Annotated in this window: 20 protein-coding genes and 5 pseudogenes; 13 read left to right on the forward strand and 12 right to left on the reverse strand. The window is 74.8% G+C overall.

From position 1 onward, the window contains the following. Positions 1 to 10 precede the first annotated feature (10 nt). Positions 11 to 343 carry a hypothetical protein gene (locus tag OVA14_RS10715; RefSeq protein WP_267503858.1) on the reverse strand — a complete coding sequence of 111 codons (333 nt, stop codon included), beginning with the start codon at positions 341 to 343 and terminating at the stop codon, positions 11 to 13. 10 nt (positions 344 to 353) lie between these two features. On the opposite strand from OVA14_RS10715, the gene OVA14_RS10720 reads away from it, so the two are divergent. Together OVA14_RS10720 and OVA14_RS10725 are read left to right on the forward strand one after the other, a co-directional pair. Continuing rightward, a complete protein-coding gene (locus tag OVA14_RS10720; RefSeq protein WP_267505571.1) occupies positions 354 to 1,202 on the forward strand; it encodes an alkaline phosphatase family protein in 849 nt (282 codons plus the stop codon). A 118-nt stretch (positions 1,203 to 1,320) separates the two neighbouring features. Further along, on the forward strand, positions 1,321 to 1,449 hold the full coding sequence (locus OVA14_RS10725) for a hypothetical protein (RefSeq protein ID WP_267503859.1): 129 nt from the start codon (positions 1,321 to 1,323) through the stop codon (positions 1,447 to 1,449). A 9-nt stretch (positions 1,450 to 1,458) separates the two neighbouring features. On the opposite strand, the pseudogene OVA14_RS10730 reads toward OVA14_RS10725, so the two are convergent. The 4 genes and pseudogenes from OVA14_RS10730 to sepH form a co-directional block, all read right to left on the reverse strand. Beyond that, positions 1,459 to 2,572 (reverse strand): annotated as a pseudogene (locus OVA14_RS10730) (zinc-binding dehydrogenase). Further along, positions 2,572 to 3,486 carry an NAD(P)-dependent oxidoreductase gene (locus tag OVA14_RS10735; protein WP_267503860.1) on the reverse strand — a complete coding sequence of 305 codons (915 nt, stop codon included), beginning with the start codon at positions 3,484 to 3,486 and terminating at the stop codon, positions 2,572 to 2,574. Before OVA14_RS10735 ends, OVA14_RS10730 begins: the two are co-directional and overlap by 1 nt. 126 nt (positions 3,487 to 3,612) lie before the next feature. After that, a complete protein-coding gene (locus OVA14_RS10740; RefSeq protein ID WP_267503861.1) occupies positions 3,613 to 4,980 on the reverse strand; it encodes an MFS transporter in 1,368 nt (455 codons plus the stop codon). Positions 4,981 to 5,036: 56 nt separating this feature from the next. Then, entirely contained in the window at positions 5,037 to 6,473 is a 1,437-nt protein-coding gene (gene sepH / locus OVA14_RS10745; RefSeq protein WP_267503862.1) for a septation protein SepH, read from the reverse strand. Positions 6,474 to 6,728: 255 nt separating this feature from the next. Between sepH and OVA14_RS10750 the strand changes: the two genes are divergently transcribed. Next, entirely contained in the window at positions 6,729 to 7,016 is a 288-nt protein-coding gene (locus OVA14_RS10750) for a DUF4193 domain-containing protein (RefSeq protein ID WP_188717424.1), read from the forward strand. A 70-nt stretch (positions 7,017 to 7,086) separates the two neighbouring features. On the opposite strand, the gene OVA14_RS10755 is transcribed toward OVA14_RS10750, so the two are convergent. Further along, on the reverse strand, positions 7,087 to 7,536 hold the full coding sequence (locus OVA14_RS10755) for a DUF3093 family protein (protein ID WP_267503863.1): 450 nt from the start codon (positions 7,534 to 7,536) through the stop codon (positions 7,087 to 7,089). A 104-nt stretch (positions 7,537 to 7,640) separates the two neighbouring features. Between OVA14_RS10755 and dut the strand changes: the two genes are divergently transcribed. From dut to OVA14_RS10805, 10 genes and pseudogenes are all read left to right on the forward strand, one after another. Continuing rightward, positions 7,641 to 8,093, forward strand: coding sequence for a dUTP diphosphatase (dut, locus tag OVA14_RS10760; protein ID WP_267503864.1), 453 nt, complete (start codon positions 7,641 to 7,643; stop codon positions 8,091 to 8,093). Then, a pseudogene (locus OVA14_RS10765) lies at positions 8,090 to 8,386 on the forward strand (DUF3710 domain-containing protein); the annotation flags it as partial. The gene dut and the pseudogene OVA14_RS10765, both read left to right, overlap by 4 nt. Positions 8,387 to 8,501: 115 nt before the next feature. Then, a complete protein-coding gene (locus OVA14_RS10770) occupies positions 8,502 to 8,687 on the forward strand; it encodes a DUF3710 domain-containing protein (RefSeq protein WP_267505572.1) in 186 nt (61 codons plus the stop codon). Next, a complete protein-coding gene (locus tag OVA14_RS10775; protein WP_420710659.1) occupies positions 8,621 to 9,478 on the forward strand; it encodes a DUF3159 domain-containing protein in 858 nt (285 codons plus the stop codon). Before OVA14_RS10770 ends, OVA14_RS10775 begins: the two co-directional genes overlap by 67 nt. A gap of 117 nt (positions 9,479 to 9,595) precedes the next feature. Next, positions 9,596 to 12,400: an aconitate hydratase AcnA gene (gene acnA, locus OVA14_RS10780; RefSeq protein WP_267503865.1), complete on the forward strand. Its 2,805-nt coding sequence runs from the start codon at positions 9,596 to 9,598 to the stop codon at positions 12,398 to 12,400. Positions 12,401 to 12,620: 220 nt separating this feature from the next. Next, positions 12,621 to 13,613, forward strand: coding sequence for a class I SAM-dependent methyltransferase (locus OVA14_RS10785; protein ID WP_267503866.1), 993 nt, complete (start codon positions 12,621 to 12,623; stop codon positions 13,611 to 13,613). A gap of 12 nt (positions 13,614 to 13,625) precedes the next feature. Continuing rightward, a complete protein-coding gene (gene dxs / locus OVA14_RS10790; RefSeq protein ID WP_267503867.1) occupies positions 13,626 to 15,635 on the forward strand; it encodes a 1-deoxy-D-xylulose-5-phosphate synthase in 2,010 nt (669 codons plus the stop codon). Between the two features lie 616 nt (positions 15,636 to 16,251). Continuing rightward, a pseudogene (locus OVA14_RS10795) lies at positions 16,252 to 16,557 on the forward strand (NAD(P)H-hydrate dehydratase); the annotation flags it as partial. A 64-nt stretch (positions 16,558 to 16,621) separates the two neighbouring features. After that, positions 16,622 to 17,011, forward strand: coding sequence for an NAD(P)H-hydrate dehydratase (locus OVA14_RS10800; RefSeq protein ID WP_267503868.1), 390 nt, complete (start codon positions 16,622 to 16,624; stop codon positions 17,009 to 17,011). A gap of 825 nt (positions 17,012 to 17,836) precedes the next feature. Next, positions 17,837 to 18,496: a helix-turn-helix transcriptional regulator gene (locus tag OVA14_RS10805; RefSeq protein ID WP_267503869.1), complete on the forward strand. Its 660-nt coding sequence runs from the start codon at positions 17,837 to 17,839 to the stop codon at positions 18,494 to 18,496. Here OVA14_RS10805 and OVA14_RS10810 read toward each other — a convergent pair. From OVA14_RS10810 to OVA14_RS10830, 6 genes and pseudogenes are all read right to left on the reverse strand, one after another. Continuing rightward, the gene (locus OVA14_RS10810; RefSeq protein ID WP_267503870.1) at positions 18,481 to 19,590 is read right to left on the reverse strand and encodes a methyltransferase; all 1,110 of its coding nucleotides are present in this window, start codon (positions 19,588 to 19,590) and stop codon (positions 18,481 to 18,483) included. The two genes, OVA14_RS10805 and OVA14_RS10810, sit on opposite strands and share 16 nt — an antisense overlap. A 229-nt stretch (positions 19,591 to 19,819) precedes the next feature. Continuing rightward, positions 19,820 to 20,059 (reverse strand): annotated as a pseudogene (locus tag OVA14_RS13935) (DUF7059 domain-containing protein); the annotation flags it as partial. A 19-nt stretch (positions 20,060 to 20,078) separates the two neighbouring features. Next, positions 20,079 to 22,250 (reverse strand): 3-hydroxyacyl-CoA dehydrogenase NAD-binding domain-containing protein, encoded by a 2,172-nt coding sequence (locus OVA14_RS10815; protein ID WP_267503871.1) that lies wholly within the window; start codon positions 22,248 to 22,250, stop codon positions 20,079 to 20,081. Then, complete coding sequence (locus tag OVA14_RS10820) at positions 22,250 to 23,434, reverse strand: thiolase family protein (protein ID WP_420710660.1); 1,185 nt, start codon at positions 23,432 to 23,434, stop codon at positions 22,250 to 22,252. Before OVA14_RS10820 ends, OVA14_RS10815 begins: the two co-directional genes overlap by 1 nt. A 90-nt stretch (positions 23,435 to 23,524) precedes the next feature. After that, positions 23,525 to 24,739, reverse strand: a pseudogene (locus OVA14_RS13940) (ribonuclease D). 37 nt (positions 24,740 to 24,776) lie between these two features. Next, entirely contained in the window at positions 24,777 to 25,373 is a 597-nt protein-coding gene (locus OVA14_RS10830) for a DUF3000 domain-containing protein (RefSeq protein WP_267503873.1), read from the reverse strand. Positions 25,374 to 25,379 lie beyond the last annotated feature (6 nt).

A 25,379-nucleotide genomic window follows, 5' to 3' on the forward strand; every position in this document is an offset into this window, starting at 1 on the left:
TCCTGGCACGCTACCGACGACGCGCCGCGCGCGCTCGGAGGCGCACCGCCGCGCGCGCGAGGCGGCCGTTGCCCGGTAGCGTCGCAGCATGCTGCCCGCACGCCGCGCCGACGCGCCCGCCCTCGCCGACGTGCTCGTGAGCGCCGCCGCCGCCATGCGCGGCGAGCAGGGCGCGATCCGGCTGCCGCGGGTCGCGGGCGCCGTCGTGCTCCTCGTCGACGGCCTGGGCGCCGCGCAGGCTGGGCCAGCGCTCGGGCCACGCCCGCACGATCGCCGCGGCGCCCGGCGGCTCGATCGACGCCGGCTTTCCCTCCACGACCGCGTCGGCCCTCGCCTCGCTCACCACGGGCGCGCTGCCGGGGCAGCACGGCATCGTCGGCTACGACGCGCTCGTGCCGGGTGCCGGCGTGCGCAACCAGCTGCGCGACTGGGGCGGGCCGATGGACCCGGCCACCTGGCAGCGCCGCCGGACGGCGTTCGAGACCACGCCGTCGATCGTCGTCGCCGAGCCCAAGCACGCGGCCTCCGGCTTCACGCAGGGCGTGCTGCGCGGCGCCGAGTACCGCGGCGGCCGCACCGTCGCCGAGCGGTTCGCGATCGCCGCCGAGGCGGCGCGCGAGCGCTCGCTCGTCTACCTCTACGTGCCCGAGCTCGACCGCATCGGCCACGACCGCGGCTGGGGCGACGGCGCCTGGATCGACGCGCTGGAGGCGGTCGACGGCGAGGTGGCGGGCCTCGTGCGCGGCCTGCCGCGCGACGTCGGCCTGCTGCTCACCGCCGACCACGGCATGGTCGACGTGCCCGCCACCGCCCACCTCGTCGTGCCGGCCGAGCTCCTCGAGCACGTCGCGCACGTGGCGGGGGAGCCGCGCGCGCTGCAGCCTGCACGTGGCCGACGGCGCCGACGCCGCCGCGCTCGCCGAGCGCTGGCGCGGATGGGCTGGCGACGCCGCCTGGGTCGCGACGCGCGAGGAGGTCGCCGCCGCCGGCTGGCTGGGGGAGCTCGACCCGGAGGTCGCGCCGCGCTTCGGAGACGTCGTCGTCGCCGCTCGTGGCCGGTACGCGCTCTACCTCGACGAGGCGGATCCGGCGCGCGGGATGGTCGGCCAGCACGGCTCGCTCACGTCCGAGGAGCTGCGGGTGCCGCTGCGCCGCTTCGGCGCGTTCGCCTGAGCCTGCGGAGATGCCGCGCGGATCCGTGACGGATCGGCCGGCCGTGACGTCTCAGTGGTGCGGGCGCGCAGGGTGCCGCCCGTCGCGTCCGGCACGAGGCCGCTCGCGCGACCGCGCGGCCTGGACCGCGCACGAGGAGGAGATCCCATGCGCCGCTGGCTCATCACGACCGTCGTCACCGCCGTCGCAGGCTTCATCGCGAACCGCCTGTCGGACCGAGCCGAGAGCCGGGGACGCGGGCCGCAGGGCCGCCGGAGCCGCGGCCGCCGCCGCTGAGCCGCGCGGCTAGCAGCGCACCACCTGCCGGATCGCGCGCCCCTCGGCGAGCGTGTCGAGCGCCTCGTTGAGGCCCTCGAGCCCGATCTCGCTCGTCACGAGCGCCTCGACGGGCAGGCGTCCCTGGCGCCACAGCTGCTCGTAGCGGGGGATGTCGCGCGAGGGCACGGCGGAGCCGAGGTACGAGCCCACGACCGTGCGGGCCTCCGCCGTCATGACCAGCGGTGAGAGCGACGACCGCGCGTCGGGGTGCGGCAGGCCCACGGTGACGGTCGTGCCGCCCGGCGCCGTGAGCGCGAAGGCGGTCTCGAAGGCCTTCGGATGGCCCGCCGCCTCCACGACGACCGGGGCGCGCAGGCCCTGCTCGAGCGCCGCCTCGGGCGTGAGCGCGAGGTCGGCGCCGAGCTGGCGCGCGGACTCGAGCTTCGCGGGCACGGCGTCGACGCCGATGACACGGCCGAGGCCGAGCGATCGCGCGGCGAGCAGGGCCGCCATCCCGACGCCGCCGAGGCCCACGACGACGACGTCGTCGCCCTCGCGCGGGCGCCCGGCGTTCACGACGGCCCCGCCGCCCGTGAGCATCGCGCACCCGAGGACGGCGGCGACCGCCGGCGGCACGTCGGCGCCCACGGGCACCACCGAGCGGCGATCGAGCACCGCGTGGGTCGCGAAGGCCGAGACGCCCAGGTGGTGGTGCACCGGCGTCGAGCCGTCGCCGTCGACCTCGTGGAGGCGCCGCCCGCCGCCGAGCAGGCTCGCCCGCGCCGTTCGAGGCGGAGCCGCGCTCGCAGGGCAGCCGCCCGTCGGTCGCGCACGCGGCGCAGTCGCCGCAGCGGGGGAGGAACGTCGTCACCACGCGCGTGCCGATGGCGAGGTCCACGCCAGGGCCCACGGCCTCCACGATGCCCGCGGCCTCGTGGCCGAGCAGCATCGGCACCGGCCGCGGCCGCGCGCCGTCGACGACCGACAGGTCGGAGTGGCACAGGCCCGCGGCCTCGATGCGCACGAGCAGCTCACCGGGCCCCGGCTCGTCGAGCTCGAGCTCGACGAGCTCGAGGGGTCGCGACGTGACGAACGGGCGCTCGGCGCCGATCGCCCGCAGCACCGCGCCGCGGATCCGCATCAGCGGCCGTCCCAGCCCTCGACGGCGCCGTCGGGGCTCGCCTCGCGCACCACGAGCGTGCAGTCCTTGCCGCCGAGGCCGTCGTCGAGGAGCCGCTGCAGCTGGTCGCGGATCAGCGTCGCGGCCGGCACCGCCACGCCCGTCGCCTCGGCGCCCGCGACCGCGAGCGCGACGTCCTTGTGCGCGAGCATCGCCGAGAACGAGGCGTCGAAGTTGTCGTCGGCCGCGGAGCCGGCGACGACCCCCGGGACGGGGTACCAGGTGCGCACCGCCCAGGAATCGCCGGAGGAGACGCGCGCGACGTCGAAGAAGGCCTTGGGATCCAAGCCGAGCTGCTTCGCGAGCTGCGAGCCCTCGCTCATCGCGAGGATCGAGATGCCGAGCATCATGTTGTTCACGAGCTTCGCCGCGATGCCGTGCGTCGCCTCGCCCACGGCGAAGACGTTGCCGGCCATGGGCGTCACGACGGCGCGGGCGTCCTCGACGTCGGCGGCGTCGCCGCCGAGCATGAACGTGAGGGTCGCGGCCGCTGCGCCCTGGATGCCGCCGGAGACCGGCGCGTCGACGAAGCGCAGCCCGCGCGAGCCCGCCTCGTCGTGGCACCAGGCGGAGGTCTCGACGTCGACGGTCGAGGTGTCGAGCACGAGCGTGCCGGCGGCGGCGTGGGCGAAGACGCCCTCGGCGCCCGCGAGCACCTCGCGCACGTGGTCGCCCTTCGGCAGCGAGAGGATCACGACCTCCGCGCCCTCGACGGCCTCCGCGATCGAGGCCGTGGGCGTGATCCCGTGCTCCGCGGCGCGTGCGCGCAGCGCCTCGACCACGTCGAAGCCGCGCACGTCGTGCCCCGCCGAGACGAGGTGCGCCGACATGCGGCTGCCCATGTTGCCGAGCCCGATCCAGGCGATGGACGTCATCGTCGATTCCCTCCGTTGGGTTGTGCTCCCACGCTATCGCCGGGGAGCAGGACGGGCGGCGAGGGTGCCCTCGCCGCCCGCGGTGCCGGGGCACGCGTCAGCCGCGCGTCCCGGGCGAACGGTCGCTCAGACCGTGCCCTTCTCCTGCAGCAGACGCTCGCGGTCGGCGTCGTCGACGTCGTGGAGCGAGATGCCCTTGGTCTCCTTGAGCGCGAGCACGGCGATGAGCGTGATCGCGCAGCAGATGACCAGATAGATCGCGACCGGGACAGAGCTGCCGAACTGGCCGAGCAGCGCGGTCGCGATGATCGGCGCGAGCGAGCCCGCGACGATCGACGTCACCTGGTAGCCGAGCGAGACGCCCGAGTAGCGCATGCGCGTCGGGAAGAGCTCCGCCATGATCGCCGGCTGCCCGGCGTACATGAGGGCGTGGAAGGCCAGGCCGATGATGATCGCGGCGAGGATGACGACGTCGTTGCCCGACTCGAACATCGGGAAGGCGAAGAAGCCCCACGTCGCGCCGAGCAGGGTGCCGACGAGGTACATGGGCTTGCGGCCCACGCTGTCGACGAAGCGGCCGACGATCGGCACGAAGACGAAGTGCGCGACGTGCGCGATCGCCATGAGGCCGAGGATGCGCGCGACGTCGTACTCGAGGTACGTGCGCAGGTACACGATCGAGAACGTGACGACGAGGTAGTAGAGCACGTTCTCCGCGAAGCGGAGGCCCATGGCCGTGAGCACGCCCTTGGGGTAGCGCTTCAGCACCTCGAGCACGCCGTACGACTGCGCCTTCGACTCCGCGACCTCCTCGCGGACGGACTGGAAGATCGGCGCGTCCTCGACGCGCGTGCGGATGTAGTAGCCGACGCCGACGATGACGACCGAGAGCCAGAACGCGATGCGCCAGCCCCAGCCGAGGAAGTCCTCGTCCGAGAGGGTCCACTGCAGCACGAGCAGCACGAGGGTCGCGAGCAGGTTGCCCGCGGGCACCGCCGCCTGCGGGAACGACGACCAGAAGCCGCGCTCCTTGTTGGGCGAGTGCTCGGCCACGAGCAGCACGCCGCCGCCCCACTCCCCGCCGACCGCGAAGCCCTGGGCGAAGCGCAGCAGCACGAGGAGCGCGGGCGCCCAGTAGCCGATCTGGTCGAAGGTCGGCAGGCAGCCCATGAGGAAGGTCGCGACGCCCACGAGGATGATCGCGAACTGCAGCAGCTTCTTGCGACCGAACTTGTCGCCGAAGTGCCCGAAGACGATGCCGCCCAGCGGGCGGGCCACGAAGCCCACCGCGTAGGTGAGGAATGCGGCGATGATCGGCGCGTAGGGGTCATCCGACGGCGGGAACATGATGACGTTGAAGACGATCGTCGCTGCCGTCGCGTACAGGAAGAACTCGTACCACTCGACGACCGTGCCGGCCATCGCGGCGGTGACGACGCGGCCGAGGCCGGAGCGCGTGTTGTCGCGCTGCGCCTCTCGCGTGGGTGCTGTCATGCCTACCTCCTCGTAGGTGCACGGGGCGTCGGTGCCCGGGACTGTGCGCCGCGAATCTAACATGACGAGCGAGTCAGGTGCGTCGCCCGGCGTGCGACACGCCACGGGTCGCGCCTCGAGCACGCCGGACGCGAGGAGGGCGGAGCCCCTCGGCCCCGCCCTCCTCGCCGCGCTGCGGCGCGCTGCTGCGTCAGCGGTCGTCGTCGGCGCGCGAGCCGAAGACGATCTCGTCCCAGGCTCGGCATCGCCGCGCGCGAGCCGCGCTTGCGCGCGCCCACGGGGCCCGTCGCGCCCGCCGTGCGGCGCTGCGGCTCCTCCTGCTCGGGCAGCGCCTCGGGCTCGGGCGCCGCGGGGCCGGTCTCCGCGGTGCGGAGGGCGTCCTCGCGCTCGCTGCGGCGGCGGCGGAGCGCGTCGAGGAGCTCGGCCGTGTGGTTCGGCTGCGCGCTCGCGGCCGAGCGGTTGATCGCGGCCGCCTGCACGCCCTCGGGCTGCGTGCCCACCTCGCCGGTGCGGCGGCGCAGCCACGGGTTGTCAGCGCGCGTCGCCTCCTGCCGGTCCTCCTCGGGCGAGCGGCGAGCGCCGTCGACCGCGTCCTCGAGGCCCACGCCGGGCTCGACGGGAGCCGGCGCCGAGCGGCGACCGCGCTCGATGGTGCGGAAGGCGTCGGAGTCGAAGCGGCCGGTGTCGGTGCGGGCGGCGTCGACGCGACCGGTGTCCGAGCGAGCGGCGTCCGGACGACCGGATCCGGCAGCCCCGCCGCCCTGGCCGAGGTCGATGCGGCCAGAGTCGCCGCGGCGCTCGGCGGGGCGCCGCTCCGCGCGCTGCTGGATGGGAGGCGCGGCGTCGGCGGCCGGGGCGGAGGCGGCACCGGTCGATCCAGGGGCCACCGGACGCGCCTGGCGGTCGATCGCGCGGAGGCGCGGCACGAGCACGCTCGACGCGTCGCCCGACTGGCTCAGCGACGTCGCCTCCTTGCCGCGCGGCAGGAGCGAGGCCTTCTTCGGCTCCCACGCCCACGTGGCCTCGTGCTGGATGCCCTCGGTCGTGAAGCGCAGGCGCACCGTCCAGGCACCGCCCTCCGTGTCCTTCCAGGCCGCCCACTCGCGGTCGGAGGCGCGCAGGTCGTCGAGCCGGTCGTCCATCGCGGCGCCGAAGCTCGTCTCGCCCGCGAGCGGATCGATGTCGCCCGTGGCGACGGGGATCGAGAGCGCGCTGTCGAGCATGTGAGCGCGCTCGGCGAGCACGGGGCCCTCGAACCGCTGCACGTAGGCGAGCTCCTCGCCGGTGGAGGCGGCGACCTCCTCGGCGGTCATGCCGCCGCGGATGAGGGCCTGCACGTCGCGCGGGCTGGCCTTGCGCTCGCGCGCCGGGATGGCGCTCGGCCGCTTGCTGCGCTCGGGCAGCGCGGAGACGGGGACGCGGTAGCGCTCGCCCGACTCGGACTCGAGGACGAGCTGGTCGTCCTCCACGCCGATGACGCTCAGCTGCTGCATGATCCGCCGGTCCTTCCTGCTGCGGGTGGGGTCGTGCGACAGCCTCCCACGCGGGCCGCACGCGGCTCGGGAATGCGCCGGGCGCGCCGCGCGTTCCGTCGGGTGCGGGGCTCGAACCGGGCTCGGATCCACCGGGCCCCGTCCCTCCGTCGGCCGAGCCCGATGCACGTCTCGGATATCTGATTTGCCTCTGAGGTCGCAGTCGTGCAGAATGTGCGCCGACGCACGCTGGAACCCCATCGCAAGGACTGCCGAATGGCCACCGACTACGACGCCCCGCGCAAGACCGACGACGACTCGAACGAGTCGATCGAGGCCCTCAAGGAGCGCGTCCCCGCGAAGAGCGTCGCGACGGACGACGACGCCGACAACCCGGGCAGCTTCGACCTCTCCGCCGCCGACCTCGCCGACGTCGAGCTCGACGTCGTCGTGCTGCCGCCGCAGGAGGACGAGTTCACCTGCGTGAGCTGCTTCCTCGTGAAGCACCGCCTGCAGTTCGACCACGAGTCGAAGCTCGGCCCGATCTGCCGCGAGTGCTCCTGACCGAGCCCCGCAACCACGACGACGCCCGCGCCACCACGGCGCGGGCGTCGTCGTGCGCGGGGGAGCGCGGTCAGGGGCGAGCGGCCTCGATCGCCGCGGCGAGCGCCGCCGGCCGGCGCGTGCTGACGAGCCACGCGGTCGTGGGATCGGCCTCGTCGACGACGCTCGCGCGCACGAGCGCGCGCGTCCACGGCACGGTCACGTGGTGGGCCGCCGCGTCCCAGCCCGTGCGCATCGCCTCGCGCGCGGCGTCGGCCTCGAGCGGCTCCGCGACGCCGAGGTGCACCACCTCGATGCGCGCGCGGCCCGCGCGCAGCGCGCCCTCCGCGACCTCGACGACGGGCGACGACAGCCACAGGATCGCCACGACGAGCGCGTAGATCGCCACCGCGACCACCGCGCCCCAGGCGAGGCTGATCGGCAGGAACACCGCGAGCACGGCGGGCACGATGAGCAGCAGGACGACGAGCAGCCACAGCGGCGGCGCGAGCCGCTCGCGGTAGGAGATGGAGGAGGCCATGCCTCCATCATCCCGCGCCGGTGGGCCGCGCCGCGCCCGCGCGACGACCGTCGTCGCGGCCCGCCGATTCCGCCTCCCGGCCCCGCTCCACTACCGTGGGGACGATGGAGCAGGTCGAGGTCCTCATCACCGGCGCGCCGGTGCCGCGCTACGCGCACCCGGGCGATGCCGGTGCGGACCTCCACGCGGCCGAGCCGGTCGTGCTGGAGCCCGGCGCCCGCGCGCTCGTGGGCACGGGCGTCGCGATCGCGCTGCCGGACGGCTTCGCCGCCTTCGTGCACCCGCGCAGCGGGCTCGCCGCGAAGCACGGCATCACGATCGTGAACGCGCCGGGCACGGTCGACGCGGGCTACCGCGGCGAGATCAAGGTCAACCTGCTGAACACGGGCGACGAGCCGCACCGCATCGAGGCGGGCGACCGCATCGCGCAGCTGGTGGTCCAGCGCGTCGAGCGCGTGCGCTTCGTCGAGGTGGAGCGGCTGCCCGGATCGGACCGCGGCGAGGGCGGGCACGGGTCCACCGGGCTCCGCGCAGCGACGGAGGGGAGCGGTCGATGACCGACACGACGAACGACGAGGCATTCGAGGCCGACGAGGAGCTCATCGAGAAGAGCGCCCCGAGCGACCGCGGCGAGGCGGGCCCGCTCGACGAGTCCGAGGCGCCCGTGCGGCCCTACGTCGATCTCGGCGGCCTGCGCATCGTGCCCCGCCCGGGCATGCAGATGCGCCTCGAGGTCGAGGAGAAGACGAAGCGCATCGTGGCCGTCACCCTCGAGCACGAGGGCTCCACAGTGCAGCTGCAGCCGTTCGCGGCGCCGCGCAGCGAGGGCATCTGGGCTCCGGTGCGCGAGGTGCTGCGCGCGCAGCTCGAGCGCCAGGGCGCCACGGTCGACGAGGCCGAGGGCCTCCTCGGCCCCGAGTCTCCGCGCCCGTCTGCAGTCGGGCCCCGACGGCGCGCCGCGCGCGGTGCGCATCGTCGGCGTCGACGGGCCGCGCTGGATGCTGCAGGGCCTCATCGGCGGCCAGGCCGCGATCGACGACGAGCGCGCCGCGCTCGCGATCGAGCTCTTCCGCTCGACCGTCGTGTGCCGCGGCCAGGAGCCCATGCCGCCGCGCGAGCTCATCACGCTCACCGCGCCCAAGCCGGTCTGATGGTCGAGCGCGACGAGCGGACCCCCGAGGAGCGGCCCGCGGGCGCCGGCGAGGACGGCGCCCCGGAGGCGTCGTTCTCGGAGCAGGTCGGCGCCGCGATCCGCGGCTCGCGCCTCGGCCAGCTGGACCCGCAGGCGGCGCCGAGCGCCGGTGCGCTGCTCGGCGCGATGGGCGGCGTGCGCGGCTTGATCGAGTCGCTGCTGCCCGGCATCCTCTTCCTCGCGCTCTTCACGCTCACGAGGGACGTGGCGATCGCGGTGCTCGTGCCGCTGGGGGTCTCCGTGGCCTTCGTGCTCTGGCGGGTGCTGCAGAAGGGGCAGCCGGCGCTCGCGTTCGCCGGCCTCATCGGCGTCGGCATCTCGGCGGTCGCCGCGCTCCTGACTGGCCAGGGCGAGGACAACTTCCTGTGGGGCTTCACGGTCAACACGATCGTGGTGCTCGTCCTGATCGGCTCGATGCTGGCGCGGAAGCCGCTCGTCGGCATCGTCGTGGGCGCCCTCACCGGCAGGCCCCACGCCTGGCGCACCGAGCGGGCGAAGCGGACCGTCGCCTGGCGCGCCACGGTGCTCTGGCTCGGCGTCGTCGCGGCACGCCTCGCCGTGCAGGTGCCGATGTACCTCGCCGCCGACGCTGGGACGCCCGGCGCCGTCGAGGCCCTCGCGGCCACGAAGCTGCTCATGGGCGTGCCGCTCTACCTCGCCGCGATGTGGGTGACGTGGCTCATGGTGCGCACGGTGCTCGACACGCCCGATCCGGCCGCCTCGGCCCCGAGCGACGCCCAGCCGCGCTAAGGTATCTTGACGTCAAGACATCTCGTCGCCGAGCGGCGGCGCACCCCTGTGCGCGGCGGATCGGCGGCGTAGGCTCGTCACGCCCCAGCGCACCCGCGAACCCCGGAGGAGACCACGATGGCGAATCCCAACAGCTTCGGCAGCAAGAGCACGCTGTCGGTCGGCGGCACCGACTACACCGTCTACCGCATCGACACCGTCGAGGGGCACGAGCGCCTGCCGTTCAGCCTCAAGGTGCTGCTCGAGAACCTGCTCCGCACCGAGGACGGCGCGAACGTCACCAGGGAGCAGATCGCGTCGCTCGGCTCGTGGGTCGCCGACTCCGAGCCCTCGACCGAGATCCAGTTCTCGCCGGCGCGCGTCGTCATGCAGGACTTCACCGGCGTCCCCTGCATCGTCGACCTCGCCACGATGCGCGAGGCCGTCGCCGAGCTCGGCGGCGACCCCAAGAAGATCAACCCGCTCGCCCCCGCCGAGCTCGTCATCGACCACTCGGTCATCGCCGACCTCTTCGGCACGCCCGACGCGCTCGAGCGCAACGTCGAGATCGAGTACGAGCGCAACGGCGAGCGCTACCAGTTCCTGCGCTGGGGCCAGACCGCCTTCGACGACTTCAAGGTCGTGCCCCCGGGCACGGGCATCGTCCACCAGGTGAACATCGAGAACCTCGCGAAGGTGACCTACTCGCGCACCTTCGGCGGCGAGCTCACCGCGTACCCCGACACCGTCGTCGGCACCGACTCGCACACCACGATGGTCAACGGCCTCGGCGTGCTCGGCTGGGGCGTCGGCGGCATCGAGGCCGAGGCGGCCATGCTCGGCCAGCCCGTCTCGATGCTCATCCCGCGCGTCGTCGGCTTCAAGCTCACGGGCGAGATCCCCTCGGGCGTCACGGCGACCGACGTCGTGCTCACGATCACCGACATGCTCCGCAAGCACGGCGTCGTCGGCAAGTTCGTCGAGTTCTACGGCACGGGCGTGGCCTCTGTGCCGCTCGCGAACCGCGCCACGATCGGCAACATGAGCCCCGAGTTCGGCTCGACGGCCGCCATCTTCCCCGTCGACGACGTCACGCTCGACTACCTGCGCTTCACCGGCCGCCCGGCCGAGACCGTCGCGCTCGTCGAGGCCTACTCGAAGGAGCAGGGCCTCTGGCACGACCCCTCGGTCGAGCCGGTCTTCTCGGAGTACCTCGAGCTCGACCTGTCGACCGTCGTCGCGTCGATCGCCGGCCCGAAGCGCCCGCAGGACCGCATCGAGCTCACGGCCGCGAAGACGCAGTTCGAGGCCGACCTCCAGAACTACGCGACGCAGCCCGCGAAGGACACGGTCGACGCCGCCGTCGAGGGCACCTTCCCGGCCTCCGACCCCGGCGCGATCACGCCCGACACCGAGAACGACGTCGTCGAGCCCGCGAAGGCCGCGACGACGCGCATCTCGAAGCCCGTCGACGTGACGGTCGACGGCGAGACCTTCGAGCTCGACCACGGGCACGTCGCGATCGCCGCGATCACCTCGTGCACGAACACGTCGAACCCCTCGGTCATGCTCGCCGCGGGCCTCCTCGCCCGCAACGCGGTCGCGAAGGGCCTCGAGTCGAAGCCATGGGTCAAGACGACGATGGCGCCCGGCTCGAAGGTCGTCACCGACTACTACGAGAAGGCGGGCCTCTGGGGCGACCTCGAGGCACTCGGCTTCTACCTCGTCGGCTACGGCTGCACGACCTGCATCGGCAACTCCGGCCCGCTGAAGGAGGAGATCTCGGCCTCGGTCAACGACAACGACCTCGCCGTGACCGCCGTCCTCTCCGGCAACCGCAACTTCGAGGGCCGCATCAACCCCGACGTGAAGATGAACTACCTCGCGTCGCCGCCGCTCGTGATCGCCTACGCGCTCGCCGGCACGATGGACTTTGACTTCGCGCAGCAGCCGCTCGGCAAGGGCAAGGACGGGGAGGACGTCTTCCTCGCCGACATCTGGCCCTCGGCCGACGAGGTGCAGGCGACGATCGACGGCTCGATCGACACCGAGATGTTCACGCAGCAGTACGCTGCCGTCTTCGACGGCGACGAGCGCTGGCAGAGCCTGCCCACGCCCGACGGCGACGTGTTCGAGTGGGACGCGCAGTCGACGTACGTGCGGAAGCCCCCGTACTTCGAGGGGATGACGATGGAGCCGGCGCCCGTCGCCGACATCACCGGCGCCCGCGTGCTCGCGAAGCTCGGCGACTCGGTCACGACCGACCACATCTCGCCGGCCGGCAGCATCAAGGCCGACAGCCCCGCGGGCCAGTACCTCACGGAGCACGGCGTCGACCGCAAGGACTTCAACTCCTACGGCTCGCGCCGCGGCAACCACGAGGTGATGATCCGCGGCACGTTCGCGAACATCCGCCTGAAGAACCTGCTCCTCGACGGCGTCGAGGGGGGCTACACGCGCGACTTCACGACCGAGGGCGGCGAGCAGGCGTTCATCTACGACGCATCGCAGCACTACCAGGAGCAGGGCATCCCGCTCGTCGTGCTCGGCGGCAAGGAGTACGGCTCGGGCTCGAGCCGCGACTGGGCCGCCAAGGGCACGAACCTGCTGGGCGTGAAGGCCGTCATCACCGAGTCGTTCGAGCGCATCCACCGCTCCAACCTCATCGGCATGGGCGTCGTGCCGCTGCAGTTCCCGGCAGGCGAGAGCTGGGAGAGCCTGGGCCTCGACGGCACCGAGGAGATCTCGATCACGGGCCTCGAGCAGCTGAACGAGGGCGTCACGCCCAAGACGCTGAAGGTCGTCGCGACCCCCACGGCGCACAGCCCCGAGGGCAAGCAGACGATCGAGTTCGACGCGGTCGTCCGCATCGACACCCCCGGCGAGGCGGACTACTACCGCAACGGCGGGATCCTGCAGTACGTGCTCCGCTCGCTCGTCTGAGCAGCACCGGCAGCAGCCTGATCGACGGCCCGTCCTCCGCCCGGAGGGCGGGCCGTCGTCGTGCGTGCAGGTCGCCCGTTCCGCGCGGCCCGCACCGGGCGCAGCGTGCAGCCAGCGGGCAGCGGAGCGGCCCGCGGGGCGGAGCTGCCATGCGCACGATCGAGGACGACGCGGAGGCTGTGGCCGAGCGGATCCTGCAGGCTCGCTGGGCGCGATCGACGTGCTCGCGATCCACCTCGGCGACCGGCTGGGGTGGTACCGGAGCCTCGCGGACGACGGACCCGCCACCGCGCCCGAGCTCGCCGCCCGCACCGACACGGACGCGCGCTACGCGCGGGAGTGGCTCGAGCAGCAGGCGGTCACGGGGCTGCTGGCGCTCGAGCCGGGGGAGGACGCCGCCGGCAACCGCTACCGGCTGCCCGCGGGCGCGGCGGAGGTGCTGACCGACGCCGAGAGCCTCGCGCACCTCGCCCCGCTGCCGCGCATGCTCGCCGCCGCCGCGGCGCAGGCGCCCGCGCTCCTCGAGGCGTACCGGCACGGCGGCGGCGTCTCCTGGGCGCAGCTCGGCCCGGACGCGCGCGAGTCGCAGGCCGACATGAACCGGCCCTGGTTCGCGAGGCTGCCCGAGGCGCTCGCCACCGTGCCCGCGCTCGCCGCGCTGCTCGCGCGGGACGGGGCGCGGGTCGCGGACGTCGGCTGCGGCGCAGGGCACGCGGCCGTCGCGCTCGCGCTCGCGCATCCGGGGCTCCGCGTGGACGGCATCGACGTGGACGCGCCCTCGCTCGAGCTCGCGAGGGCGCACGCCGCCGAGGCCGGCGTCGACGACCGGGTCGCCGTCGACCTCGAGGGCGGCGCCGCGCTCGCCGCCCGAGGGCCCCACGACCTCGCCCTCGCGCTCGAGTGCGTGCACGACATGCCCGATCCCGTGCCCGTGCTCGCGGCGATGTTGGCGGCGATGGGGGAGCGCGGCGAGGTCGTCGTCATGGACGAGGCCGTGGCGGCCGCGCTCGAGGCGCCGGGCGACGACCCCGAGCGCCTCGTGCACGGCTTCAGCCTGCTCGTCTGCCTGCCCGACTCGTGCTCGGGCTCGAGGCGCTGCCGATCGAGGGCTTCGGCGCGTTCCGCTGCTCCCGCCTGCTGCGGTGACCGGGATGCACGTCCGCTGAGGCCGCTCCCAGCCCGGCGCGGGGCCTCCCAGGGGCGCGCGCCGTAGCATGGGAGGCCCATGAGCATCCTCGAGCAGATCCGCGGCCCTCGCGACCTCGACCGCCTCTCGCGCGCCGAGGTGCGCGAGCTCGCGGCCGAGATCCGCGCCTTCCTCATCCGGGAGGTGTCGCGCACCGGCGGCCACCTGGGCCCCAACCTCGGCGTCGTCGAGCTGACCATCGCGATGCACCGGGTCTTCGACTCGCCGCGCGACGCGTTCGTCTTCGACACGGGCCATCAGTCGTACGTGCACAAGCTGCTCACGGGCCGTCAGGACTTCTCGCGGCTCCGCCAGCGCGGCGGCCTCGCCGGCTACCCGCAGCGCGCCGAGAGCGAGCACGACATCGTCGAGTCGAGCCACGCGTCCTCGTCGCTGTCCTGGGCCGACGGCATCAGCCGCGCCTTCGACATCACGGGCCAGCACGACCGATCGGTCGTCGCGGTCGTCGGCGACGGCTCGCTCACGGGCGGCATGACGTGGGAGGCGCTCAACAACATCTCCGACGACAACCGGCGCCGCCTCGTCATCGTCGTGAACGACAACGGGCGCTCCTACGCGCCGACGATCGGCGGCATGGCTCGGTTCCTCAACGGCGTGCGCACGCGCACCTCGTACCGCAGCCTGCGCGGCTCCTCCGAGCGGCTGTTCTCGCACCTGGGGCACCCGGGCCGGGCCTTCTACCGCGGCGTGCGCGGCGCGACCCACGGCTTCCTCTCCCGCTTCGTCAACAACGAGGCGCTCTACTCGAACCTCGACATCAAGTACCTCGGCCCGATCGACGGGCACGACCCCGAGGCGCTCGAGGTGGCGCTGACGCAGGCGCGCGACTTCGGCGCGCCCGTCATCGTCCACGTGATCACGCAGAAGGGCCAGGGCTTCGACCCGGCCATCAACGACGAGGCCGACCAGTTCCACGCCGTCGGCCAGATCGACCCCGAGACCGGCGAGCCGATCGCGAGCGCGGGGCGCCCCGCCTGGACCTCGGTGTTCGCCGACGAGCTCGTGCGCATCGCGCGCGCCGACCAGCGCGTCGTGGGGATCACCGCGGCGATGCTGCGCCCCACGGGCCTCGACCGCCTCGCCGCCCTCGACCCGAGCCGCGTGCTCGACGTGGGCATCGCCGAGCAGCATGCCGTCACGACCGCGGCGGGCCTCGCCTACGGCGGGCTCCACCCCGTGGTCGCGATCTACGCGACCTTCATGAACCGGGCCTTCGACCAGGTGCTCATGGACGTCGCGCTGCACCGCGCGGGCGTCACCTTCGTGCTCGACCGCGCCGGCGTCACCGGCCCCGACGGCCCCAGCCACCACGGCATGTGGGACCTCGCGCTCCTGCAGTTCGTGCCCGGCATCCGGCTCGCGGCGCCGCGCGACGCGCTGCGCCTCGAGGAGGAGCTGCGCGAGGCGATCGCCGTCGACGACGCGCCCACGGTCATCCGCTACCCGAAGGGCTCGGTGCCCAACCAGCTCGACGCCGTCCGTCGCACCGACGACGGCGTCGACGTGCTCGTCGAGGCCGCGCACCGCGACGTGCTCATCGTCGCCATCGGTGCCTTCGCGCACCTCGCGATGGACGTCGCGCAGCGCGTGCAGGCGCAGGGCATCGGCGTGACCGTCGTCGACCCGCGCTGGGTCGTGCCCGTGCCCGAGACGGTCGTCGAGCTCGCGCGCGAGCACCGCATCGTCATCACGCTCGAGGACGGCGTGCGCGTGGGCGGCATCGGCACGCGGATCCGCCAGGACCTGCGCGCCGCGGGGGTCGACACGGCCGTGGACGAGCTGGGCCTGCCGGACGCGTTCATCGACCACGCCGAGCGCGGCGAGATCCTCGAGGACGTCGGGCTCTCGGCCCAGGCGATCGCGCGGGACATCGTGCAGCAGGTGCTGGGCGCGGGCAAGCTGCCGGTGGCGCGACCGCTGCCGGACGAGCTGGAGCTGCGCGTGGACGCCTCGGTCGTCGACGCGGCGGTCATCGACGCGACGACCGAGGCCGAGGAGCCCGCGGAGGGCGTGCAGCGCGACGCCTAGGGCCGCTCGGCCCGCCTGTCTCGCAGGGTCGTTCTCCACAGCGCGCCGAGGAGTCGCCGCGAGCATGTCGCCGGATGGCGTTCCCTGCGCGGCATGGATGACCTCTCCCGCAGCGATCTGCCCGCTCCCGACCTCCTCGCCCTCGGCGACCTCCCGCTCGCCGACGACGACGCGCTCCTGGAGCGCGCCCGCAGCCTCCTCGGCGAGGGCATCGTGCCGCGGCTCTGGCTGCTCCTGCTCGACCACGAGGGTCGGCAGCTGCCGCTCCTGCCGCAGATCGAGGGATCGCCCCGCACGCCGGACGCCGCCGCGCCCATGACCGTGCGCACGACCCTCGGCGTCGTCGCGCAGGTCGCGGCCCAGGTGGCGGTCGTGCTCGAGCGGCCGGGGCCCGCCAGCCCGACGCCCGACGACCTCGCGTGGTGCGACGCGATCCGGCGTGGCGCGCGCGGCCTGGAGGTCGAGCCTGCGCGCCGTGCTGCTCGCGCACGGCCGCGGGGTGGATCGCCTCTGGCCCGTGCCCACGGGCGCCGCGGCCTGAGCGCACGGGAGGCGCGGGTATCGTCGCCGCATGAGCTGGCTGCGCGCGCCCGGACCGGAGGACGACAAGCGGACCATGGGCGTGCTCGGCGTCGTCACGGGCTCCGAGCGCTACCCGGGCGCAGCGGTGCTGGGGGTCGAGGCGGCCTGGCGCACCGGCGTCGGCACGGTGCGACTGCACGCCCCGCGGCGCGTGCAGGACCTCGTGCTCGCGCGCAGGCCCGAGACCGTGTGCGTCGACCTCGACGAGGCGCCCGCCGAGGTCGACGCGTGGCTCGTGGGCTCCGGGCAGGATGCCAGGGAGCGCTCGCCGCGGCTCCGCGCGCTGCTGGCCGAGGCGCTCGGCTCCTCGGCGCCCGCAGTCGTCGACGCGGGCGCCCTCGACCTCGTGCGCCCGCGCGGCGCCGCCACCGTGCTGACGCCGCACGCCGCGGAGGCTCGCTCGCATGCTCCGCGAGCTCGGCCGCGACGCGGACGCGCGGTCCGTGCGCGCGGACCCTGCAGCCTCCGCCGCGCACGTCGCCGAGGCGCTCGGCGCCGTCGTGCTGCTGAAGGGCGCGACGACGCTGGTCGTGGCGCCGGGCGCCCAGGCGCTCGAGGTCGTCGCACCGACGCACCGGCTCGCGGTCGCCGGATCCGGCGACGTGCTCGCGGGCCTGCTGGGCGCCGCGCTCGCGGCGACGCGCCTGGCGCCGGGCGGCCACGACGCCCTCGCGGCCCTCGCGGTGGAGGGGGCGCGGCTCCACGGCCGCGCCGCGGCGCTCGCCGCCGAGGGCGATGTGCCGATCGTCGCGCTCGACGTCGCGGCGCGGCTCGCCGACGCGCAGCGCGCCTGAGCGCGGACTCGCGTTCCGCCTCCTCGGCATGTCGGTGAGGGATGCTCCGTAGGATCCGGAGCATGGACGTCGACCGCAGCATGGATCGCGTGCGCGAGCTGCTGCACTCGGGCGACGAGATCGGCGCGCGGGCGCTGCTGCGGGAGGCGCGCGCGCAGGCGCGCGACGACGGCGAGCGGCTCTTCGTCGACGTGCACGCGGTGTCGTTCCGCCTCGCGACCGAGGAGCCCGCCCCCTCGGCGACGAGGACCGACGCGGCGTGGCGCGCGCTCGAAGGAGGCGCGGGCGGGGTGCTCGATCCGCTCGTGCGGAGGCGGCTCGCGCTCGAGCTGCGGATCACCGACGCCGTGCGGGCGGGCGACGACGCCGACCTCGACGACGCCGTGCGCGAGTCGCTGCGCCTCCTCCCGCTGCTGCCCTCGTCGCTGCCGACCGCGGCCCGGGCTGCGAACAACCGGCTCTCGGCGCGGATCGACCGGCTCGAGGCGCTGGGCCTCGGCCCCGGCGAGCCCGGGCACGTCGACGCGCTGCTCGCGATCGGCGAGGCGCGCTCGCTGGCCGACCAGCTCGGGCGCCGCGGCACGATCGACCGCCGCTCGATCGACGTGGCGATCACGATCGGCGACTGGAACCGCGCCTGGGAGTGGACCCACCACGCCCTCGAGACGCGCCGGCTGCTGCACTCGGAGCGCGTGGGCATCTCGCTCGACGCGGCGCAGCTCGCGCTCGAGCGCGGGATGCTGCGCGAGGCGCGCGAGGCTCGGCGCGGCGGCGCAGGCGCTCGCGGTCGGGCGCAGCGAGCTCGCCACGCGGCGCTGGGGCGCGATGGGCGGCGTCGTCGCGGCCGCCGCGGGCGCAGGATCGCTCGAGGCCGCGCTGCGCGGTCTCGCGCGGGCGGTCCCGACGGGCCGTACCGTGCCGCGGCTCATGCGGGCGGGCCTCCTGGCGCTCGAGGCGGGCATGCCGCTCGCCGAGGTCCACGCCGCCCTCGCGCGCGTCTTCGGCGCCGACCGCTCGGCGTGGCCGCAGCCCTGGGCGGCGCTGCTGGAGGCGACCGCCGCGCCGAGCCCCTGGTCGCGGGTCGCGGCGCTCGACGCGTGGTGCGACGGCCCCGCGCCCGCGCACCTCCGCGGCGCGGCGCTCCGGCTGCGCGCGATCGCGAGGATCCGCGAGGGAGCCCCGGCCGCCGCCGCGGCCGACCTCGCGCGGGGCCTGCGCGTGCTGCAGATGTGGGAGGGGCCAAGGCGCGACGCGCTGGTGCGGCTGCGCGAGGAGCTGCTGCCGCGCCGACCCGTGACGCCCGCGCAGTCGGCGGTGCTCGAGCTGGTCGTCGAGGGGCGCACCGACCGCGAGATCGCCGCGGCGCTCGGCCGCTCGGCCCGCACCGTCGAGAGCCACGTGCGCGCGCTGCTGCGCGTCTACCAGGCGCCCAACCGCGTGGGCCTCGCGGTCGCGGCGGCGCGCGAGCCCTATCTCGACCGCTGAGCCTCGACCGCTGCGCGCTGGGGCCTCGACCGCTGCGCGCTGGGGCTCAGCTCGCTGCGGGCTGCGCGTCGGGCGCGAGCATCCCGATCCGCACGAGCTCGCGCACGCGCGGCAGCAGGTCGGCGGCCAGCACGGCCTCGTCGACCTCCAGCAGCCCCGCGATCGCGCCCACGAGCACGCCGACGGGCAGGCTCGCCGTCGCACGCGCCGACGAGCGCGGCGAGGGCCGTGTCGACCGACAGCGTCCGAGCGAGGCCGCCGCCCTGGCGCAGCTCGATGACGTTCGGCCCGGCGGCGCCGGGCAGCTGGTGCCGTGCCTCCGTGACGTCGGGCGCGACGACGAGCGTCGCCGCGGCGAGCGCGTCGTCGTCCTGCTCCGCCGCCCAGCCGGCCGCGTCGACCGATGCCGCCAGGTGCGAGCCCGCCTGCTCGAGGGCGACGGGCTGCGCGATGCGCTCGGCGCGACGCAGCGCCGAGTCCTGCTGCAGCACCACCCAGCCCATGCCCACCTCGTCGACGCCGCGCGCCTCGAGGTCGTCGAGCCAGGCGCCCAGCAGCGCGTCGTGCTCGTCGTCGCCGGGCCGGGTGCCGCCGTCGCGCAGCCACAGCTCGGCGTAGGCGACGGGGGAGAGCGCCTCGCGCTCGAGCACCCAGGCGCCGGTGTCGTCGCCCGCCCACGACAGCGCGCGCTCGCGCCCGGCCGATCCGTCCCGGGACTCCCAGTTGCCGAGCATGCGCGCGGCGCCGCCGGGCGCCAGGTGCGCGGCCGCCCCGGCGACGGCCGCCTGCATGAGGCGGTCGCCCTCGAGGCCGCCATCGCGGTACTCGTAGGCGGGCATGCCCTCGGCGCGCGGCGTGATGACGAACGGCGGGTTCGAGGCGATGAGGTCGAAGCGCTCGTCGGCGACCGGCTCGTAGAGGCTGCCGAGGCGCAGCTCGATGCCGTCGACGCCGTTGAGGGCGGCGTTGAGCGCGGCGAGCTCGAGCGCGCGCCGCGAGACGTCGGTCGCGACGACCCGCTCGGCGAAGCGCCGCAGGTGGAGCGCCACGATCCCGCAGCCCGTGCCGAGGTCGAGCGCGGTGCCCGCCGCCACGGGCGGCAGCAGCCTGCACGAGCGTGCGTGCCGCGCCGCCGACGCCGAGCACGTGGTCGGGGCGGAGCGGCCGCTGGCCCGAGAGCTCGTCGAGGTCGCTCGCGATCCACCACTCGACCTCGCCGAGCGCGTCGCGCATCGCGACCGGCCGCACCGCGAGCAGCGGCACGGCCTCGTCGTCGTCGAGCACGACGAGCCCCAGCGCCGCGGCGCCCGCGAGGCCCGCCTCCGGCAGGGCCGCGGCGAGCGCCGCCGCGGGCACGCGGTCGCCCAGCACGAGCGAGCGCAGGAGCGTCGCCAGCGGCCCGGGCGAGCGCAGCGCCGCGCGGCGGGCGGGCGCCGCGGACATCCGGGCGAGGGCGTCGGCCGCGTCGTCGCCGACGAGCGCGCGGACGCCCCCGCCCGTGAGCCCCGCGGAGGCGAGGTCACGGGCGAGGGCGTCGGCGTGCTGGAGCGCTGCGGAGATCACCCAGCGAGGCTACCGAGGGCTACGCGGCCCCGGCGACCGATGCGCCCTCGCGGGCGGCGGGCCCCGCGATGCGCGGCTCGTGGAAGGTGCCGCCGAACGCGCGCTCCGAGGCGCCCGACCGGTCGAGGTACGGCGTGATGCCGCCCATCTGGAACGGCCAGCCCGCGCCGAGGATCATGCACAGGTCGATGTCCTCAGGGCCTGCGACCACCTGGTCGTCGAGCATGCGGCGGATCTCGTCGGCCAGGCCGTCCTCGATCCGCACGCGCAGCTCCTCGGCCGTGAGCGGCACCGCGTCGGCGGGCGTGTGCTTCGCGACGATCTTCCGGGCGCGCTTGTCGATGCCCTTCGGGTTGCCCTTGCCGTCCTTCTCGAGCAGCACGCCCTCGGCGGCCAGCTCGTGCAGCGCGGGCGACTCGAAGAAGCGCTCGGGGAAGGCGCCGTGGTGCGTGTCGAGCACGTGGGCGCCGACCTTGAGGCCCACGAGGTCGAGCAGCACGAAGGGGTCCATCGGGAAGCCGAAGGGGCGCTGGGCCTCGACGACGGTCTCGAAGGGCGTGCCCTGCTCCACGGCGTGCATCGCCTCGCCGAGCAGCTTCGCGAGGATGCGGTTCACGACGAAGCCGGGCGTGTCGCGCGTGATGACGGCGTTCTTCCTGAGGTCCTTCGCGACGCGCATCGCGGTGGCGAGCGTCGCGTCGTCGGTCGAGGGCGTCCGCACGACCTCGATGAGCGGCATGACCGCGACCGGGTTGAAGAAGTGGAAGCCGACGAGCCGCTCGGGGTGCGCGAGGGTCGCGCCGATCTGCTCGACCGAGAGGCTCGAGGTGTTCGTCGCGATCACCGCGGTCTCGGAGAGGTGCGGCTCGACCTCGGCGAAGACCTGCTGCTTCACCGAGAGCTCCTCGAACACCGCCTCGATGACCCAGTCGCAGTCGGCGAAGTCGGCCTTGTCGACCGTGCCGGCGATGAGGGCCGAGAGGCGCTTCGCCGTGTCGTCGTCCACGCGCCCCTTGGCCCGCAGCGCCTCGATCTCGCCGCGGATGCCCGCGACGGCCTGGTCGACGCGCGCCTGGTCGAGGTCGGTGATCACGACGGGCACCTGCAGGCGGCGCAGGAACAGCAGCGCGAACTGGCTCGCCATGAGGCCGGCGCCGATGATGCCGACCTTCGAGACGGGCTTCGCGAGCTTCGGGTCCGGGGCGCCCGCGGGCTTCTTCGCGCGCTTCTGCACGAGGTTGAAGGCGTAGATCGAGGCCTGGAACTGGTCGCCGACGATGAGCTCGGCGAGCGCGGCGTCCTCGGCCGCGAAGCCCGCGGCGCGGTCGTCCTTGCGGGCGAGCTCGAGCACCTCGAGGGCGCGGTAGGGCGCCTGGGGCACCTCGCCGAGCTTCGAGCGCAGCATGTCGCGCGCGACCTTGATCGCGATCGGCCACTTGACGGTGCGCTCGAGGGTGCCGGGCGTGTTCGGGCGCTCCACCTTCCTGCCGCCGAGGACGGCGTCGGCCCACGCGAGCGACGACTCGAGGAAGGTCGCCGGGCCGAACATCGCGTCGGCGATGCCGAGCTCGAGCGCCTCCGCGGGCTTCAGCACGCGGTTCTGCTTGAGCGGGTTCTCGATGACGACCTTGAGCGCGCGCTCGATGCCGATGAGGTTCGGCAGGATCGTGGCGCCGCCCCAACCGGGCACGAGGCCCAGGAACGTCTCGGGCAGCGCGACCGCGGGGGCGGCCGAGCTGATGGTGCGGTAGTCGGCGTTCAGGCCGATCTCGAGGCCGCCGCCGAGCGCGAGTCCGTTGATGAACACGAAGGTCGGCACGCCGGCCTCGTGCAGCAGCCCGAGCACCCGGTGGCCGAGCCTCGGCAGCTCGGCCGCGGTCTCGAGGTCGGGGATCGCGGAGACGTTCGAGAGGTCGGCGCCCGCGGCCAGGAAGTAGGGCTTGCCCGTGACCGCGATCGCCGCGATCTCGCCGCGCGCCCCGCGGGCGCGCTGCTCGAGGAGCACGTCGCCGAGCCCGAAGAGCGTCTGCGGGCCGAGCGTCGACGGGCGCGTGTGGTCGCGCCCGTTGTCGAGCGTGACGAGGGCGAGCGTGCGGCCAGAGGGCAGCGCGACGTCGCGCACGTAGGAGTGCGTGACGACCTCGTCGAACTCGGCGGCGGCCAGGCGGGGGAACTCGTCGCGGATCGCCATCACTTCCTCTTCCCGTAGTGCTTGTGGTGGGGGTTCTCCCAGATGACCGAGCCGCCCTGGCCGAGGCCGACGCACATGGCGGTCAGGCCGTAGCGGACCTCCGGGTGCTGCTCGAACTGGCGCGCGAGCTGCAGCATGAGGCGCACGCCCGAGGAGGCGAGCGGGTGGCCGATCGCGATCGCGCCGCCCCACGGGTTCACGCGCGCGTCGTCGTCGGCGATGCCGAAGTGGTCGGTGAACGAGAGCACCTGGACGGCGAAGGCCTCGTTGAGCTCGAACAGGCCGATGTCGTCGATCGAGAGGCCCGCCTTCGCGAGCGCCTTCTCGGTCGAGGGCACCGGGCCGATGCCCATGATGTCGGGCTCGACGCCCGCGAAGCCGAACGAGACGAGGCGCATCTTGGGCGCGAGGCCCAGCTCCTTCGCCGCGCGGCCCGAGGCCATGATCGACATCGTCGCGCCGTCGTTGAGGCCCGAGGCGTTGCCCGCCGTCACGCGGCCGTGCTCGCGGAACGGCGTCTTGAGGGTCGCGAGGCCCTCCATCGTCGTCTCGGGTCGCGGCGCCTCGTCGGCGGTCGCGAGGCCCCAGCCGGACGTCGACTGCGTCGCGACGGGGACGAGGTCGGGCTGGATGTGCCCGGCGGCGAGCGCGGCGGCGTACTTCTCCTGGCTGCGCATCGCGAAGCGGTCGGCCCGCTCCTTCGTGAGCTCGGGGAAGCGGTCGTGGATGCGCTCGGCGGTCTTGCCCATGTTGAGCGCGTCCATCGAGACCAGCTTCTCGGCCACGAAGCGAGGGTTGGGGTCGGCATCGAGGCCCATGGGGTGGCGCCCCATGTGCTCGACGCCGCCGGCGATGGCGACGTCGTAGCCGCCGAGCGCGATGCCGCCCGCGACCGCGGTGACGGCCGTCATGGCGCCCGCGCACATGCGGTCGATCGCGTAGCCGGGCACCTGCACGGGCAGGCCCGCGAGCATGCCCACGGTGCGGCCGAGCGTGAGCCCCTGGTCGCCGGTCTGGGTCGTGGCGGCGATCGCCACCTCGTCGATGCGGTCGAGGGGGAGCGAGGGGTTGCGCTCCAGCAGGCCCGTGAGCGCCTTGACCGCGAGGTCATCGGCTCTCGTGCCCCAGTACATCCCCTTCTCGCCCGCACGCCCGAAGGGGGTGCGGACGCCGTCCACGAACACGACGTCGTCGTCAGCCACGGTGCCTCCTGATGGTGATTGCGCCACCAGCGTAGGCGCGCGGCCTGGGGGCCCCGAGCCGGGTGTGGCTTCCTACGAGGAGGGCTCCGAGGGTTCCGGACCGCGTTGGTCGGCCTCCACAAACGCGGCGGCGATCCTCTGTGCGGTCGCCGCAACCTGCCACGGGCGCGCGTCGCGGTCGGCGAGCGCCTCGGCGACCGCGCCGGGGGTGGGCTCCACGCCGTCCCACGTGATGCGGCGCAGGACGTCGGGGGTCAGCAGGTTCTCCGCCGGCATCGAGAGCGCGCCCGCGACCTCCGCGACCGCGGCGCGTGCGCGCTGCAGGCGCGCATCGGCCTCGGGCTTGCGGCTCTTCCAGAAGCGCGGGGGCGGCGGCTCGTTCGAGGGCACGCGCAGGAGCGGCAGGTCCTCGGCGGCGCGGCCCGCCTCGATCGCCGCCCACCACCGGTCGAGGCTCCGCGCGGCTCGCGCGGCCCACGAAGTCGCGGCGGGCGGCGAGGCGCCCCTTGCTGTCGACGTCGGCCTGCGCGGCGATCAGCAGCGAGCGGTCGGGGATCAGGCGGCCCGGCGCGCGGTCGGTGTCGCGCGCGAGCGCGTCGCGCGCGAGCCACAGGCTCGCGGGCCACGGCGAGAGCGCCTGCGGTCGCGGATGCCGTGCAGGCCCGAGAGCCGGCGCCACGGCTCGGCGGCGGGCGGCTTCGGCTGCCGGGCGAGCGCGTACGCGAACTCCTCCTCGGCGATCTGCTCCTTGCCCTGCGCGGCGAGCTCCTCGGCGAGGGCGTCGCGGAGGTCGGGCAGCACCTCGACGTCGAGCGCCGCGTACTCGAGCCAGGACTCGGGGATGGGGCGCTGCGACCAGTCGCTCGCGCCGTGCTCCTTGCGCAGGCGGAGGCCCCCGAGCCGCTCGGCGACGGCCGCGAGGCCGACGCGCTCGAAGCCCGCCAGGCGTGCGCCGAGCTCGGTGTCGAACAGGGTCGCGGGCTCCAGGCCCACCTCGCGCAGGCACGGGAGGTCCTGGCTGGCCGCGTGGATGATCCACTCCTCGTCGCCGATCGCCTCCTGCAGGGGCGAGAGGTCGTCGATCGCGATCGGGTCGACGAGCGCCGTGCCGGCGCCGCGCCGGTGGAGCTGCACGAGGTACGCGCGGGAGGAGTAGCGGAAGCCGTTGGCGCGCTCGGCGTCGACCGCGACCGGCCCGACGCCGGCGGCGAGCCGGTCGGCGGCGGCGCGGAGCGTCGCGGCGTCCTCGATGACCTCGAGCGGGCCGACGGCGACGGCGTCGCGCAGGTCGGTGCGCGGCTCGGCGGCCGCGGCGGCATCGCGCTCAACCACGCGTGCGCCTCCTGGCGTCGAGCCCCGTGGCGCCCGGCTGCACCGACAGGCCGGCGATCGCGCACAGCAGGTCGGTCCAGGCCGTCAGGTGCGCGCCGAAGTCGGCGCCCACGGGCGTCCACGATGCGCGCAGCTCGATCTGGGCGCCCTCGCCCTGGGCGGCGAGCTCGCCGAAGCCGTTCGAGAGGATGCGCGTCGCGGTGCCCGACTCCGAGTGGTGCTCGGCGCCGCGCTGGTCGAGCGCCTCGGTGAGGTAGGTCCAGGTCACCTCGGCCAGGAACGGGTCGACGCCGATCTCCGGATCCTGCGAGGCCTGCGTGAACGAGACGATGCGGAAGTCGCCGCCCCAGGCCTCGGGCTCCTCCGGGTCGTGCATGAGGATGAAGCGGCCCGTGCCGAGGTCGGAGTCGCGGCCGTGCTCGGGCGCGCCGACGTCGGCGGCGATGGCGAAGGACCACGGGGCGATGCGGCCGGGCGCCGGGATCTCGCGCACCGAGAGCTCGGGGCGCAGCTCGGCGCGCCGCAGCTGCTCGATCGCCGCCCGGAAGGCCTCGGGCACCGGGGCGGGCGCTGCACTGCTCGTGTCCACCTCGCA

The organism is Agrococcus sp. SL85, from assembly GCF_026625845.1.
In the GTDB taxonomy this organism is placed as follows: Bacteria; Actinomycetota; Actinomycetes; order Actinomycetales; family Microbacteriaceae; genus Agrococcus.

Excerpts from the sequence above, each read along its gene's own strand:
- OVA14_RS10800 (WP_267503868.1), top strand. The coding sequence starts at position 16,622 with ATGCTCCGCGAGCTCGGCCGCGACGCGGACGCGCGGTCCGTGCGCGCG.
- OVA14_RS10750 (WP_188717424.1), top strand. The coding sequence starts at position 6,729 with ATGGCCACCGACTACGACGCCCCGCGCAAGACCGACGACGACTCGAAC.
- sepH (WP_267503862.1), bottom strand. The coding sequence starts at position 6,473 with ATGCAGCAGCTGAGCGTCATCGGCGTGGAGGACGACCAGCTCGTCCTC.
- dut (WP_267503864.1), top strand. The coding sequence starts at position 7,641 with ATGGAGCAGGTCGAGGTCCTCATCACCGGCGCGCCGGTGCCGCGCTAC.
- OVA14_RS10735 (WP_267503860.1), bottom strand. The coding sequence starts at position 3,486 with ATGACGTCCATCGCCTGGATCGGGCTCGGCAACATGGGCAGCCGCATG.
- acnA (WP_267503865.1), top strand. The coding sequence starts at position 9,596 with ATGGCGAATCCCAACAGCTTCGGCAGCAAGAGCACGCTGTCGGTCGGC.
- OVA14_RS10725 (WP_267503859.1), top strand. The coding sequence starts at position 1,321 with ATGCGCCGCTGGCTCATCACGACCGTCGTCACCGCCGTCGCAGGCTTC.
- OVA14_RS10740 (WP_267503861.1), bottom strand. The coding sequence starts at position 4,980 with ATGACAGCACCCACGCGAGAGGCGCAGCGCGACAACACGCGCTCCGGC.
- OVA14_RS10755 (WP_267503863.1), bottom strand. The coding sequence starts at position 7,536 with ATGGCCTCCTCCATCTCCTACCGCGAGCGGCTCGCGCCGCCGCTGTGG.
- OVA14_RS10815 (WP_267503871.1), bottom strand. The coding sequence starts at position 22,250 with ATGGCGATCCGCGACGAGTTCCCCCGCCTGGCCGCCGCCGAGTTCGAC.
- OVA14_RS10805 (WP_267503869.1), top strand. The coding sequence starts at position 17,837 with ATGGGCGGCGTCGTCGCGGCCGCCGCGGGCGCAGGATCGCTCGAGGCC.
- dxs (WP_267503867.1), top strand. The coding sequence starts at position 13,626 with ATGAGCATCCTCGAGCAGATCCGCGGCCCTCGCGACCTCGACCGCCTC.